Annotated in this window: 13 protein-coding genes and 1 pseudogene; 10 read left to right on the top strand and 4 right to left on the bottom strand. The window is 43.7% G+C overall.

Going from position 1 to position 14,284, the window contains the following annotated elements; genetic code table 11:
* The first annotated feature begins 3 nt into the window (after positions 1-3).
* Positions 4-255: a nitrate/nitrite transporter NrtS gene (nrtS, locus tag ACQY1X_RS15325; protein WP_123229848.1), complete on the top strand. Its 252-nt coding sequence runs from the start codon at positions 4-6 to the stop codon at positions 253-255.
* 33 nt (positions 256-288) lie between these two features.
* Positions 289-540: a hypothetical protein gene (locus ACQY1X_RS15320; protein ID WP_430013077.1), complete on the top strand. Its 252-nt coding sequence runs from the start codon at positions 289-291 to the stop codon at positions 538-540.
* Between the two features lie 39 nt (positions 541-579).
* On the opposite strand, the gene ACQY1X_RS15315 is transcribed toward ACQY1X_RS15320, so the two are convergent.
* A complete protein-coding gene (locus ACQY1X_RS15315; RefSeq protein WP_430013076.1) occupies positions 580-1,839 on the bottom strand; it encodes an L-lactate MFS transporter in 1,260 nt (419 codons plus the stop codon).
* A 168-nt stretch (positions 1,840-2,007) separates the two neighbouring features.
* A complete protein-coding gene (locus ACQY1X_RS15310) occupies positions 2,008-2,607 on the bottom strand; it encodes a peroxiredoxin (RefSeq protein WP_002735961.1) in 600 nt (199 codons plus the stop codon).
* A gap of 437 nt (positions 2,608-3,044) precedes the next feature.
* Between ACQY1X_RS15310 and ACQY1X_RS15305 the strand changes: the two genes are divergently transcribed.
* From ACQY1X_RS15305 to ACQY1X_RS15285, 5 genes are read left to right on the top strand one after another with little or no spacing between them, the layout of a single operon-like run.
* Positions 3,045-3,512, top strand: coding sequence for a helix-turn-helix domain-containing protein (locus tag ACQY1X_RS15305; protein ID WP_430013075.1), 468 nt, complete (start codon positions 3,045-3,047; stop codon positions 3,510-3,512).
* Between the two features lie 7 nt (positions 3,513-3,519).
* Positions 3,520-6,138: an ABC transporter transmembrane domain-containing protein gene (locus ACQY1X_RS15300; RefSeq protein ID WP_430013074.1), complete on the top strand. Its 2,619-nt coding sequence runs from the start codon at positions 3,520-3,522 to the stop codon at positions 6,136-6,138.
* Between the two features lie 2 nt (positions 6,139-6,140).
* The gene (locus ACQY1X_RS15295; RefSeq protein ID WP_430013073.1) at positions 6,141-7,595 is read left to right on the top strand and encodes an HlyD family efflux transporter periplasmic adaptor subunit; all 1,455 of its coding nucleotides are present in this window, start codon (positions 6,141-6,143) and stop codon (positions 7,593-7,595) included.
* 18 nt (positions 7,596-7,613) lie between these two features.
* Positions 7,614-8,348, top strand: coding sequence for a foldase protein PrsA (locus ACQY1X_RS15290; RefSeq protein ID WP_430013072.1), 735 nt, complete (start codon positions 7,614-7,616; stop codon positions 8,346-8,348).
* Positions 8,349-8,405: 57 nt separating this feature from the next.
* Entirely contained in the window at positions 8,406-8,603 is a 198-nt protein-coding gene (locus ACQY1X_RS15285; protein WP_069475497.1) for a type II toxin-antitoxin system MqsA family antitoxin, read from the top strand.
* 282 nt (positions 8,604-8,885) lie between these two features.
* Here ACQY1X_RS15285 and ACQY1X_RS15280 read toward each other — a convergent pair whose 3' ends face one another.
* Positions 8,886-10,040, bottom strand: coding sequence for an ISL3 family transposase (locus tag ACQY1X_RS15280; protein WP_002735266.1), 1,155 nt, complete (start codon positions 10,038-10,040; stop codon positions 8,886-8,888).
* 17 nt (positions 10,041-10,057) lie between these two features.
* Between ACQY1X_RS15280 and ACQY1X_RS15275 the strand changes: the two genes are divergently transcribed.
* Positions 10,058-11,056 carry an IS30-like element ISMae39 family transposase gene (locus ACQY1X_RS15275; protein ID WP_430013071.1) on the top strand — a complete coding sequence of 333 codons (999 nt, stop codon included), beginning with the start codon at positions 10,058-10,060 and terminating at the stop codon, positions 11,054-11,056.
* An 8-nt stretch (positions 11,057-11,064) separates the two neighbouring features.
* Here ACQY1X_RS15275 and ACQY1X_RS15270 read toward each other — a convergent pair.
* Positions 11,065-11,601: pseudogene (locus ACQY1X_RS15270) on the bottom strand (IS1634 family transposase); the annotation flags it as partial.
* A 400-nt stretch (positions 11,602-12,001) separates the two neighbouring features.
* Between ACQY1X_RS15270 and ACQY1X_RS15265 the strand changes: the two are divergent.
* Both ACQY1X_RS15265 and ACQY1X_RS15260 read left to right on the top strand, forming a co-directional pair.
* Positions 12,002-13,675, top strand: coding sequence for an IS1634 family transposase (locus ACQY1X_RS15265; protein WP_430013070.1), 1,674 nt, complete (start codon positions 12,002-12,004; stop codon positions 13,673-13,675).
* 213 nt (positions 13,676-13,888) lie between these two features.
* Positions 13,889-14,161: a transposase family protein gene (locus ACQY1X_RS15260; protein WP_430013069.1), complete on the top strand. Its 273-nt coding sequence runs from the start codon at positions 13,889-13,891 to the stop codon at positions 14,159-14,161.
* The last annotated feature ends 123 nt before the right edge of the window (positions 14,162-14,284 follow it).

The following is a 14,284-nucleotide window of genomic DNA, read 5'->3' as shown; positions in this document are numbered from 1 at the left end:
GCAATGAAAGGGATTATCGGCTATTTTCGGGCTTTATTATCCCCCCAATTTGCTCCCACCGGGATAAAAGTGGCTGTAGTAGTGGGGACAATTTTATTGACAATTAACCACGGTTATGCTATAGTGGGCGGCCGTATGACAAGCGATCGCTGGCTGGCGGCATCACTGACTTATCTAGTTCCCTATCTGGTCAATGTTCATGGGCAGTATAGCAGTTATCGCCGTCAGCAGTGGCCGAAAAAATCCCAACAATAAAGGCAATGAATATACCTCTAAGTGGTGATTTCTTTGACTCTAGGGAACTCCCTGTTAGCAGAGGGCTGCTATGATAGCGATCGAGAGGAATATTGGGGAGTCCGATTTACCATGGCTGCTGTTTTATTGAAAACTGGCGAATTCCAAGAAATCCCTGATGATCAGTTAATTTCTTTCCTCGAGAAAAACCGAGATTTGATTCAAGATCGACAATCACCCAGAAAAAGAGCGATTAAAAGACCTATACCGTTCAATGTGACCTCTTTCGAGTCTTTTAAACTATAAAATAGCAGCAGTATCTACTCTAGGGTAAGATTAACTCCCTTAGCTAGGATTTGATAGCTGCGATCGCTCTCTTTTCAGTAAGGCACTAGCGAGAAAAATGCCCAGTATTGCCAATACAGCCATAGCATAAAAAGCATAAGTGTAAGTACCGAACCAATCGCGAATTCTACCAGTTACTAAAGTTCCGATCAAAGCACCGACACCGTAGGCAGTAAAAACAATACCGTAATTTTGGGCGTAGTGGTCAGGATTAAAGAAGTGGAGAGTGGTAGCGGGAGCTAGGGCTAACCATCCCCCTAAACAGAACCAAAATAGACAAAAAGCCACTAGATAGCTAGTAACTGCCCCTTTTTCGGCCTTGACCATCAACAGGCAACCGATCAAAATGAGTGTATAGGCCCCAATCGCTAGATAATGGGGTTTCCAGCGATCGCTCAACCAACCGAACAAAGGACGACTAATACCATTAAACAAGGCAAATAGAGCAACACTACTAGCGGCTAACCCTGGCTCAATCTGAATAATTTCCTCAGCGACGGGACTAGAAATACCGATGGCACTCAAGCCAATTAAAGCACCAATGGCATAGCAAAGCCATAAGCCATAAAATGAGCGACTTTTCAGCATATTCACTGGATAATTGGCCTGAAAGTCGGATTTTCGATTAGCTAAATTTGCGGGAGGTTGCCAGTCCTGGGGGGGTAATTTCATGGCGAGGGCAATAATCATAATAATTATTGTAAAGATAATCCCCAAAAATCTTAAACTTGGTCTAACGCTATATTCATTGATTAATCGATTGGCTAAAGGTGCGGTAATCAGGGGAGAAAGGCCAAATCCGATGATAGTTAAACCCACCGCTAAACCTTTTTTGTCGGGAAACCAGCGTGCCACCACTGCCATGGGAACACCGTAAGCGATGCCGACTCCCGTGCCAGCAATGACTCCGTAGGTCAGAATAATTGTCTGGATCTGAGCGGCAAAACTAGCGAGAATATAGCCTAAACCGACGATAATTCCGCCGATAGCGGTCATCCTGCGAGTACCTACCCGGGGGATATAAAAACCGGCGATCGGCATAGAAGCGGCATAAAACACTAGGGCCACAGTGTAGGGTAGTAAGCTTTCCGTGGCGCTGAGATTTAACTCTGTTTCTAGGGGTTTTCTAAAGATACTCCAAGAGTACACCGTCCCTAAACAGAGTAAAACGCCCATTCCTAGAGGTATTAATAACCATCTACCTTTGGCTGCGGGTAATCCCAAAACTGTCAACTCGGAATCATAATTACTGGTAGTCATAGATCGCCGTGACTCTTTCTAGACTTGTCTGGCCAGTATTCTAGATGAGGTCATGGCTAATAGGGCCAATTTTCCAGAAAATTTTCCGATTAAAATGGGGGGTGAAATAATTCACCCCCTTAAAAGTCTCTCCCCATCTATAGCTGAGGGACTTCTGACGAACTTTAACTAAACTGCTGCGAAGTAAACTTTTGACTTCACAGGATCGGGAACCATGGTAGCATCGCCTTCTTGCCAACCGGCGGGACAAACTTCATCCGGATGGGATTGGACGTATTGAATCGCTTTCAGAGTGCGGAGGGTTTCATCGACACTGCGACCAAAGGAAAGATTATTAATAGTAGCGTGTTGGATAACACCTTCTTTATCGATGATAAAGAGACCACGCAGGGATACCCCCGCATCAGGATCAAGAACATTGTAAGCGGTGCTGATTTCTTTTTTCAGATCCGACACCAAAGGATAGGCCACATCCCCCACACCGCCGGATTTTCTCTCGGTTTGAATCCATGCGAGGTGAGCAAATTCGCTATCGACGGACACCCCTAAAATCTCGGTGTTGATGCTGGCAAATTCGCTAACTCGATCGCTGAAAGCGGTAATTTCCGTGGGGCAAACAAAGGTAAAATCGAGGGGATAGAAGAATAAAACGACGTATTTACCCCGATAATCCGATAATTTGATGGTTTTGAACTCTTGATCGAAAACGGCGGTCGCGGTGAAATCCGGCGCCGCTTGTCCGACTCTTAAGCAACCTTCGGCGGTCATACTTTTAATCTCCTTAATCTAGTTTCTGGGAAAATGCAACTATTTTTACATTCCTTAACAACTATATCATAGTCATAACGATTTTGAGTAATTGGCCGTTAGTTGGTTGTTGGGAAGGTTGTCAGCTGTACTGAATTTAAACTGCATATTGGAAATTTTAGTACAAATGCTCAAACTGCCGATCCCTGCTCCCTGCTGCCCGCTCCCTTGCAGTCTTAACGAGTAATTTAGATAGTCAACAGCTTATCGGGGGAGAGCAAAAGAATTTAATAGACTCCATAATTTTCACTTTCGCAGCCACAATAATAATTTAAGGACAGCGAAAGAGATCGTCACCCGGGGAAGTCAGCCCATTGTACAACTTAGTACATCTTTCTTGCCTCAACGCTCCGACCTGCTGCTGTCTGCTTTTACTTATAGTTACAAAGGCTATGTCAATGTCATCAAGCACCGGTAAATATCTATCCTCATCCCAACGTCAGCAACTTCTCGAAATCTCAACAGAACCGAATATCCTCGATATCGATCGCAAACGGATTCAAATCATTCTTTTCGCTGACGAGGGCAAATCCCAGGGCGAGATCCGTAAGCTTCTCGATTGTACTGCCGCCACCGCTAGTAAATGGATACTGATCGCCGAGAGTGGCAAGATCGATCGCTGGCAAAAATACCGCCGCGGTCGCCCTTCAAAAGTTGATCAACCTTACCTCGATCGCCTGAAGGAACTGATTAGTAAATCCCCCCGGGATTTCGGCTATTCCTTTAAGCGATGGTCGGGAGTTTGGTTAGCGCGGCATCTAGAGAAAGAATTCGGGGTTGCACTCACCCCCACCCACATCAATCGCCTCCGCAAACAGCTACAGCCGCTCCGCATCGTCGATCTTTCTCCTTCAGCCAAAGCTTAAAACAACTATGCTCGATACTCACAGCCTCGTCAATCCCTGGCCGGAATTCCTGTCCGAAACCCAGTGGCGGAGTCTCCAGAAAACGGCGATCACCCTCTCTCCGGAAGCGGGTACACTGCCCGTACAGTCGGGGTTATACCTAGTCGTTGGCGGCAAAGTTCGTATAGCGAACTCGCAGCAAAAAGAGATGATTGCGCTCAAAACCGGCGAATTTTTCGGGGAATTCTCCCTCTTTCCCCGATCGGGTTTTCTTCCCTACTCGGTTCGAGTCTCGGCGAAGGCGGAACTACTTCTTATCCCCGAGTCCGCCCTGAGGCCGATCCTGAAAAAACACCCCGCCCTGAAAAAAACATTACTGCAACGGGCGCGGGAAATTGAGCAACTTCTTGGGACGAAGACAGAAGAAACGGACAAAAAAAGCGATCGAGCCTATTTCCCCTCTCCGGCGCGGCGGTTAGGTCACTGGATCGGGCAATCCCTCCGCCGTTATCCCTTCTTCGAGCAACAGTCCGCCTCCGATTGCGGGGCGGCCGGTTTAGTCATGATCGCCCGTTATCACGGCAAAAGAATCAGCGTCAACCGTTTGCGGGAAATGGCCAACGTCAACCGCGACGGGGCATCCCTGAAGGGACTGATCACCGCAGCGGAAAATATCGGCCTCTCCACCCGTCCGGTAAAAGCGACTCTAGAGGGATTAGGGAAACAGCCCCTACCGGCGATCGCTCACTGGGAAGGCAAACACTTCGTTGTTATCTGGAAAATTACCCCCAAACAGGTGATTATTGGCGATCCAGCGATCGGGCAATTAACCCTAAGTCGTGCCGAATTCGCCAGTAAATGGACGGGATTCACCCTGCTGCTCCAACCGAACCAGAAATTCCGGGACACGAAAGAGGATAAAACCTCTCTCTGGCAGTTTTATCGCTTACTGGAACCCCATTGGTTCGTGCTGCTGGAAATTTTCGTCGCCTCGCTTTTTATCCAGATATTCGGCTTAATTACGCCGATTTTCACCCAGTTAATCCTCGATCGAGTAATCGTCCAGGGGTCCTTAACTACCCTTTGGGCGATGGGGATCGGTGCGCTAATTTTCGGGGTTTTTCGGGTAGCAATTACCGGTTTACGCGCCTATCTCCTCGATCACACCGCTAATCGCATCGATACGGCATTAATCACCGGTTTTATCCGCCATACCCTCAGCCTTCCCCTCGGTTATTTCGAGTCCCGCTATGTGGGCGATATTATTTCTCGCGTCGGGGAAAATCGCAAGATTCAGCGTTTTCTCTCTGGGGAAGCTCTCTCGATTTTACTTGACTTATTAACGGTTTTCGTGTATGTGGCGGTGATGTTCCGCTATAGCTGGCAATTAGCCCTCATCAGTTTGGCGATCGTGCCACCGTTCTTTTTCCTTGCGTTAATTTCTACCCCTTTTCTCCAGCGAATATCCCGGGATATTTTTCAGGCGATCGCTAAAGAAAGCAGTTACCTGATCGAGATTTTAACCGGTATTCGTACCGTCAAATCTACCGCCACAGAGCGCTCGACCCGTTGGCACTGGGAAGACCTTTTCTCGGTGGAGGTCAAGAAAAATTTCTCCGGGCAGATCATCGGCAATAATCTCCAGATATTCAGTAATCTGATCGAATCTTTAGCGACGACGGGGTTACTCTGTTTCGGTGCCTATCTAGTGATTCAAAATCAATTATCGATCGGACAATTGATCGCCTTTAATATGCTTTTTGCCCAGATCATCGCGCCTTTTCAACGCTTAACCGTTCTCTGGACGCAATTTCAAGAAGTCAATATCGCCGTCGAGCGCATTAACGATGTACTAGACGCAAAGCCGGAGGAGAATTTAGAGGAACTTTCCCGTCAGTTTCTCCCAGAATTACAGGGACATATTCGCTTTGAAAATGTCACCTTTCGCTACCACACCGACAGCGATCAGAATGTTTTAGAAAACCTCAGTTTTGAAATTTTACCCGGTCAAACCGTTGCCATCGTCGGTCGGAGCGGTTCGGGAAAAACCACGATCTCGAAATTACTGATCGGCCTCTATCCCCCCACCGATGGGAAGATATCGATCGACGGTTACGATCTGAGTACGATCGCCCTCAGTTCCCTCCGGCAACAGGTGGGAGTCGTCGATCAGGATACCTTTCTCTTCGGTTCCACGATTCGGGAAAATATCAGTTTAGGTCATCCCGATCGCCCCCTAGAAAATGTGGTGGTCGCGGCGAAATTAGCGGGAATTCATGACTTTATTCAATCACTGCCGATGGGGTACGAAACCCAGATCGGCGAGGGTGGAGGGCTACTTTCCGGGGGACAGAGACAACGGATCGCCATCGCTCGATCGTTGATGGGAGAGCCGCGGTTATTAATCCTCGATGAAGCCACTTCCCACCTCGATACCGAATCGGAACGGATTATTCAAACAAATCTCCAGAAAATTCGGCAGAATCGCACCATGGTGATTATCGCCCATCGCCTCTCTACGGTGCGGAACGCGGATTGTATTCTCGTTCTCGATCGAGGGGTATTAGTCGATAGTGGAACCCACGAAGAATTAATGGCCAGACCTGGAATTTACCGTAATTTGAACTCTAATCAATTGAGTGAATAACTATGACAACCAATCTAGACAGAGAGCGCGATAACTGGTCTTTCCATACCAAAGAATTGATCGATACTTTACCCCTACCCTGGACGCGTGGTTTACTCTATTTTCTGATTATTTTCGTCTCGATCATTCTCCCCTGGGCGATATTCTCAAAAGTCGATGAAACCGGTGTCGGACCAGGAAAACTGGAACCCCAAGGAGAAACAGTCAAAATCGATGCTATCGCGACGGGAAAAGTGGAAAAAATCTATGTCCGTGAAGGCCAAGAGGTGAAAGCAGGACAACCGATTTTAACCCTAGATTCCTCATTAATCGGCAAGGAAATACAACAAATTGAGGAGAAAATAGAAGGACAAAAAAGCCGTCTTTCCCAACAGAAACTTGTCAAAAGTCAGTTAGAGATTTCTTTAACCACCCAAAGCCAACAAAATCGCGCGGCAGCAGCGGAAAAAGAAGCCTCGATCGAACAAGCGCGGGAGAATGTGAACGCATTAATCAAGAAGGCCAAAATATCCCTAGAAGAACAACAAGCGCGGGTAAATCAAGCGAAAACCGCCCTCGCACAAAGTCAGACCGATTATCCGATTCTCAAAAGTCGTTATGAAACGGCTTTAAAAGAAGTCGATCGCTACCGAAAAGCGTGGGAAGATGGCGCGATATCGGAGGTGCAATTCATCGAGCGCGAGGACAATGCCAAGGAGCGCCAACAACTCTACGAGCGGGGAAAAGCGGAGGTAAAAGAAAATCAACATAAACTAGCGGAATTAAAAAGTGCCTACCGTCAGACGAGTCAACAAACGAGCGCCGATATCGCCCAAGCGCGTCTGCAATTACAGGAGCGGCAGCGGGGTTATCAAAGTCTCCGCCATTCCAACGAGTTGGCACTCTTAAGGGTACAGGAGCAGATTAACAATCTAGACACGGAGATCGCAACACTGGCATCGGAAATCGCCCAAAGCGAGAGCCAACGGCAAGCGCTCCAAATCCAACTAAGTCAGAGGGTTTTAAAGGCGAATACCGACGGCACAATCTTTTCATTACCGATTAAACGCGCGGGTGCGGTGGTGCAGTCGGGAACGCGGGTTGCGGAGATAGCACCGAAAGGATCGCGGTTTATTCTCAAGGCAGAAATGCCCACGGATCAAAGTCAATTTCTCCGCGCCGGTATGCCGATAAAAGTCAAGTTCGATGCCTATCCTTTTCAGGATTACGGCATTATCGGCGGCAAGATCACCAAGAAATCACCGACGGCGCTCGAAAAGGAAACGCCAAACGGAAAAATTAACGTTTTCGAGCTAGAAATTCAACTCGATCGCTCCTGTATTCAAAAGGGAAATCAATGTATTCCCCTCAATCCGGGAGATACGGCTACCGCAGAAGCGATCGTCCGTCAGCGTCGGGTGATCGATTACATCCTCGATCCCTTTAAGGATCTACAAAAAGATGGGTTAAAACTGTAGTTTTTTTCAGGAGTCATTATGTCCCATAGTATCACCATCACCAATCAAGACCTTATCCAACAGCTTAAGCTATCGGGGAAAGTCCCCGAAATGGTCGAGGGAATTATCGCTCGGAAAATCATCACCGAAACCGCCACGGCAGCGGGGATTAAAAACACGACTGACGAGTTACAACAGGCGGCCGATCAATTCCGTCTCGCCAAAGAATTACATAACGCCAAAGATACATGGAATTGGTTGCAAAAACAGGGCTTATCCCTAGATGATTTCGAGGCGATCGTTCAATTCAGTTTACTATCGGGTAAATTAGTCGAACATCTTTTCGCAGACAAAATTGAATCCTATTTTATGGAACACCAGCTGGATTATACTGGCGCGGTGATCTACGAGGTGGTGTTAGCAGATCAGGCGATGGCGGAGGAGTTGTATGAATCGATTCAGGAGGAGGAAATCAGCTTTCAGGAAGTAGCGCATCGCTATATCGAGGATGTGGAGTTACGACGCAAGGGGGGTTATCGCGGTACTGTTTACCGTAAGGATTTACGACCGAATCTTTCGTCCGCAATTTTCGCATCGGATTCTTCTCGATTGTTGAAGCCGCTGCAAGGCGATCGAGGTTTTCACCTGATTTTTGTCGAGGAAATCCTTAAACCAAAATTAACCGAGGAGTTGGCTCTGAAAATCGGTGTTGATTTGTTTAACGGCTGGGTAAAGGAGAAGATTCAAGAGATAGAATACGAGTTTAGTAATTAATCGTGAACGGGGTGGGCATTGCTCACCCCGCAAACATAGTAAGGGAAGATAAGAGTTATGGAATGTGTGATCTGTAAACACGGTACGACTCGATCGGGTTTTGTTACCGTTACTTTAGAGAGAGATAATTGTATCGTGATTTTAAAACAAGTCCCTGCGGATATCTGTCAGAATTGCGGGGAGTATTATCTAAGCGAGTCGGTCACTGCGGAAGTTTTACAGAAGGCTGATCGCCTATTTTGTAGGTTGGGTTGAAGCATGAAACCCAACATCATCCCCCTATTATTCTTCATGTTTTGTGTTGGGTTGCACTTCGTTTAACCCAACCTACGGATTATTTTACTATAAGATTAATACAATATGGATTAATAAAATACCAATAATCCGATTATTCTTGAGTGAGCTTATTCAGCATAAAAACCAACAAAGCGATTTTTAATACATACACTTTTAAAAATTCCTGAATCTATTCATTAACAGAATTCCCAGTTAATTAAAAAAATAAAGGCTCTCCTGGTTTTCGTGTGTTAATTTTTGTTATAAATTAAAGCAAGCAAACAGCTTAAGTCGAAGATGTTCAAAATTGGTAAATCCATAACTCATTCTTTTAATAAGCTTGATTTTGGTATTCATTCCCTCAATTAATCCGTTGGTTATATGATTTTCAAAGTAATTACAAATACCAGGCAAATGCTTCTGGATCATGCTGGCACTACTTTGATATAATATCCCGCCTATTCTTATCCATTTTTCCAATTTTCTCTCAGCACCTCTGAACGTTCTACTACTTTGATAAATTTGTCTAATTTCTTCTTTCATTTCCCAGGCTATTCCCAAGCAGGGATGTTCTTTCAGGATAACTTCTAGTTGTTGTTTTTGCTCGTCCTTTAAGTCCTCTTTATTCTTCCATAATAAATGAGGTAATCCTTTTTCATGCACCCCCATTAACTTTCTCAATTTATTAAGCTCGTCATTAATGATATCCATTACATGAAAACGGTCATAGATGATTTTAGCATTGGGAAATAATTCCTTGCTCACTGCTGTAAATCCTGACCACATATCGACGCTCACTTCTTTCACCTTCTCCCGAACTGCGTCTGGCTGTGCCTTTAAGGCTTCCATTAATTCTTCTTGCTTATGTCCTTTAATCACATCTAGTAAAATTTTTTTGTCCAGATCTACGACCGTTGTTATGAAATCTTTATGTCCTTTTAAGTTACTAAATTCATCCAAGCTTATTCGTTCTGGTGCTTCCCACTCTTCCTTTTCTAGTTCTTTAGCACAGTGATTAAATATTAACTCAACTTCTGACCATCCTAACCCTTCTTCTCGACTTATTTCTTCGATGCTACAATTTTTTACTCTCTCATAAATCATCGATTCATAGCGAATTGTCTGAGGCTGTCTTAATCTCATAAAACTCAGTCTTTCGCTGATATACTTTTGGCACTTTTGACAATGAAACTGGCGGCGTGGTACTTCTAAATATACCGGATTGCCTAATATTGACAAATCTCTGACTAGATTATACTCTGTCTGATTGATTCTGTCCAAGGTTTGATGGCAATTCGGACATTCAATTGTTTCATTTAAAAGAGCGAGCTTTAGGAAAATTGTCTGAGCAATTTTTTGATAATTGACCACTGTTACATTTGGTAAATCGAGGAGTTGATCAAAATTTATCCACATAACCCACCTCCTGTTCTGTGTTACTATTATACCATGCTCACACAGAACCTAGAAGAGCCAGAAACTTGCTCTACCAACTTAGTCAGGAGGGAAATTTATCTCAACGGCAAATGGCCGTCTGGCTCGGATGTCATCAAAGCACAATATCACGGGAATTAAAAAGGAATCAAAGTTCTCTTGGCTGCTATCTACCTGACACAGCACAAGCTGAAAGCGAGACAAGGCGAAAAAATGCCAAACAACCCTTTAAAAATGTCAGCGAGTCAGCCTTAGAGTTGGTCAAAGAAGGATTGAAAGATTATCATAGTCCCGAACAAATAGCAGGTCGTCTGAAAAGAGCCAGTCAAGAATCTCTCAGTCACGAAACCATCTATCAAATGATCTATCAGAACTATCACGGATGTGGAGAGTACCAGAAATATTTACGCCGGGGGCTTTGTCAAAGAAAGAGTCGAGGCGGAGCAAAAAGTAAGCGTGGAGGGATTCCAGGGCGTGTAGATATCAGCGAGCGACCAGTAATTGCTGACCAGAAAACTGAAATCGGTCATTGGGAAAGTGACACAATGATTGGAGGCAATCATCTAGGAGTTCTCGTTACTCATGTAGATAAAGCCTCGAAATTTTTAGTAGCAGGATTAGCCAAAAACAAAACCGCATCGGAAATCAATAGAGTCACAGAAAAACTTTTTCAAGAGATTCACCCTGACAAAAGAAAAACCTTTACTTGTGACAACGGCAAAGAATTTTGTGGACATCAAGAGTTGAGTCAGAAACTAGGAGCAGATTTTTATTTTGCTACTCCTTATCATTCGTGGGAGAGGGGATTAAACGAGCATACCAATGGACTGTTAAGACAATTTTTCCCTAAGGGAACGAATTTTAAAATCGTTAAGCCAGAGGAGGTGGAAAGAGCCGTAAACTTGATTAACAATCGTCCTCGAAAATGTCTTGACTATCGTACCCCGAATGAGGTATTCTATAAAGGTAGATCAGACAGTGATGCAATTCAGACTTGAATTGGCCCATCATACAAGACTAATGTTCCTGATTCTAAGTGTTTAATTGCTAGGTGCTTCTCAATTTTCTCTTGTTTTTCTAATAACCAATCTAAGGCGTTATATAATTCGTCTTCATCGGCTTTCTCTAAGTCTAACAATTGTCCTAAACTCTGACTACAAGTCTCGCTATTAAACCCTCTCGCTGTGGCTAGTTTCGATTTAGGATTGATGATTCTTGCCACAATCATCGCCACCACTAAGTTTCTGATTCGTGAGGATTTTTCACTGATTATTTTATCTAAACCTAATTTTTTAATCGTCTCTAAAATAGCCATTACATGACCATGAGGAAGACTTCTAATCACTTCAAAATGATTGGGAATGCCTTCAGTCATGGACAGTGTTGCGCCTTTAAGAGCCAGTTTCAGATTGTCGATAATATCATCGGGTAATTTTGAGAGATTGGCCAGGGTTCTTTTTTTGACTTGATCTCCTTCTCGGTAGGACTCCCGAAGAAGAACGGCGGGGGGGGAATTACGGTTAGGAACTTTTTCTATATACATGGCTATCATTCTAGCAAATAGAGAGAATTCTTGTCCATTAAGAAATGTTACAAATTACATGGGTACATTAAGAAAGGTTAAGGGGCGTATCCATTGATGGATAAGGGTTTTCGGCTATTATAGTATATATGTATGGGGGAAGTTCAGTAATTAGGGTCTGCTGAAAAAGTTTGTTGGTGGGGGCAGGGTGTGGGGTGTGGGGTGTAGGGTTTTACCGATTTTGAGGTAGTCAGTTACCTAATTTTCAGGGAAAAAGTACCTGAATTTTACCCCCGATCCCTCCAATGGTCGGCACTTTTTGAGGGAAAAAAAGTCTAAAAGCCTTATCCAACAAGGTTTTTAGATTTATTCAGCAAGCCCTAATTATGAAAAAATAGGAATTGTTGGAAAACTGAGGCGAGTGGACTGTTCGACCAGGAATCAATCAACAGAAATTGAAGTCAAAAATCTAGACCATCTGGGATTAGTAGCCGGAATTATCGATGAAATAGGAATCGTTGAAATTATCAACGAACAAGTCTCAATTGAGCGAGGAGAAATTGTCACAGCGGGGCAAGTCGTCAAAGCAATTATCCTGAATGGATTGGGATTTGTCTCCTGGGACTTGTATTTATTTCCTCAATTTTTTGAAGATAAAGCAACCGAACATCTGCTGGGAGAGGGCATCGAACCCAAACAATTAAATGATGATAAAATTGGTCGAGTAATGGACAAACTTTATCAACTTAATGTTTCGGTCATTTTCCTACTCATTAGTTTAGCCGCCGTGAAAAAATTTGGTGTAGCAACCGAGAATTCCCATTTAGATTCGACTTCTCTATCAGTAGAAGGAGAATATAAAAAGGAATACCCAACAGTAGAAATCCTGAAATCAGGAGCAGTGGGAGAAGAAATTGAAACCAGACAAAAGCCAATAAAAATTACCTACGGATACTCCCGCGACCGAAGACCTGACTTAAAACAATTTATGATTGACTTAATCGTAAGTGGGGATGGAGATGTACCTTTATTCCTGAAAGTAGGGGACGGAAATGAAGCGGACAAAGCGGTTTTTGGTCAAATCGCCCGAGAATTTAAAAAACAAGTTGACTTTGACAGTTTAATAGTCGGCGATAGCGCCCTCTATAGCAAAGAGAATTTAAAACTAATGAGAGAAATGCGTTGGTTGTCTCGAGTCCCCTTCAGCATTAAAGAGGCTCAAAAGTTAGTCGATAGCATCTCAGAAAAAGAGTTAACCGATTCAGAAATACCGGGTTATTCCTGGCGGGAAACAAGCTCTAACTATGGGGGGATAGAACAAAGATGGTTGCTAGTTGAAAGTCAAGCTAGACAAGAATCAGACTTGAAAAAATTAGAGAAAAAAATCGAGCAAGAAAAGAATTCTGCCCAAGAAAAAATCCGCCAACTATCCCGAAGAGAATTTGAGAATAGAGCGGTGGCGTTGGCGATATTCAAGGGATTATCTGACTCCTTAAAATATCATCAGTTAACGGAGATTAAAATCAATCTCATTCCGCCTGAGTCCCAGCAGTCAAAACTTAAATCAAAAGACGATTTATCCTCTCAAAGCTATCAAGTTCAAGCCGAATTAGAGTTAAATTTGCCAGCCATTGAGAGGCTAAAGAAACGAGCAGGACGATTCGTTTTAGCAACTAACGAATTGGAGAAAAAACGATTGAGCAGTGAGGATATACTCAAAAAATATAAAGGGCAACAAGCTCCAGAAAGAGGATTTTCTTTTCTCAAAGACTCCTGCTTTTTTGCCCACAGTGTCTTTCTCAAATCTCCCCATAGAATCGAGGTCATGGCCATGCTCATGGGCTTGTACCTGCTGGTTTATACTATTGGTCAAAGACAACTTCGTCTGAACTTAAAACAGCAGGAGACGGGACTGAAAAATCAGTTGGGTAAGTTAACTGACAGACCAACATTACGCTGGATATTTCAGAACTTTCAAGGGATTCATCTCCGACCTATTCAAGACAATCAAAAGATTAGTAACTTAACGGATGAGAGGCGCAACATTTTGAGATTTTTTCCCAAACCTTGCCAGGAATATTATCTCTTATCTTGACGAGAGGTATTGACTTCAAGGGGTAATAAAACGGCTCTTCGGGAATTGTTATGCAAATAATTAACTTAAAATAAAATTCGATGAGAGTACCTAAGCTCAAAAGTAGCTGAAATCCATACAGGGAAGGACTTAAGGCACAAACAGGTTAATGCCAAAAGATAGACAATTGAGTTAAGATTTGATATAATTGCCAAAAACGAGATTATTTTACTTATGATACTTGACAAATTTTTGAACCTACAAGGAACCTGTATTCAAGGCTATCGACACCTAGAAAATATCGGTATAGTTTTCCGAATCGAATCGAAAAATCAAAAAGCAATCTGTCCTCGTTGTGGGTTAGAGAGCGATAAACTCCACCAAAATCATCGACATTTAGTCAAAGATTTACCAATCTCAGGTCAACCAGTGTACCTACAAGTTAATCGTCGTCAATTTAAGTGCGGTAATTGTCAGAAACCCCTGACAGGGGGACAAGCGAGCTAGAAAACTTGCTAACAAAGGCTTCTGGCTTCTCTCACTAGAAATAGATCTAGCGATTCTAGGCAAAAAGCTAACGAAAGAACTAGGGATAGGAGCGAGCTTACTAGGAATTATTATTAATAAGTG

Origin of the sequence: Microcystis protocystis FBCC-A270, assembly GCF_050500235.1 — a bacterium.
Lineage (GTDB): Bacteria > Cyanobacteriota > Cyanobacteriia > Cyanobacteriales > Microcystaceae > Microcystis > Microcystis ichthyoblabe_A.
This window is presented reverse-complemented; position numbering and strand designations above follow the sequence as displayed.

Excerpts from the sequence above, each read along its gene's own strand:
- nrtS (WP_123229848.1), top strand. The coding sequence starts at position 4 with ATGAAAGGGATTATCGGCTATTTTCGGGCTTTATTATCCCCCCAATTT.
- ACQY1X_RS15315 (WP_430013076.1), bottom strand. The coding sequence starts at position 1,839 with ATGACTACCAGTAATTATGATTCCGAGTTGACAGTTTTGGGATTACCC.
- ACQY1X_RS15310 (WP_002735961.1), bottom strand. The coding sequence starts at position 2,607 with ATGACCGCCGAAGGTTGCTTAAGAGTCGGACAAGCGGCGCCGGATTTC.
- ACQY1X_RS15305 (WP_430013075.1), top strand. The coding sequence starts at position 3,045 with ATGTCATCAAGCACCGGTAAATATCTATCCTCATCCCAACGTCAGCAA.
- ACQY1X_RS15300 (WP_430013074.1), top strand. The coding sequence starts at position 3,520 with ATGCTCGATACTCACAGCCTCGTCAATCCCTGGCCGGAATTCCTGTCC.
- ACQY1X_RS15295 (WP_430013073.1), top strand. The coding sequence starts at position 6,141 with ATGACAACCAATCTAGACAGAGAGCGCGATAACTGGTCTTTCCATACC.
- ACQY1X_RS15290 (WP_430013072.1), top strand. The coding sequence starts at position 7,614 with ATGTCCCATAGTATCACCATCACCAATCAAGACCTTATCCAACAGCTT.
- ACQY1X_RS15285 (WP_069475497.1), top strand. The coding sequence starts at position 8,406 with ATGGAATGTGTGATCTGTAAACACGGTACGACTCGATCGGGTTTTGTT.
- ACQY1X_RS15280 (WP_002735266.1), bottom strand. The coding sequence starts at position 10,040 with ATGTGGATAAATTTTGATCAACTCCTCGATTTACCAAATGTAACAGTG.
- ACQY1X_RS15260 (WP_430013069.1), top strand. The coding sequence starts at position 13,889 with ATGATACTTGACAAATTTTTGAACCTACAAGGAACCTGTATTCAAGGC.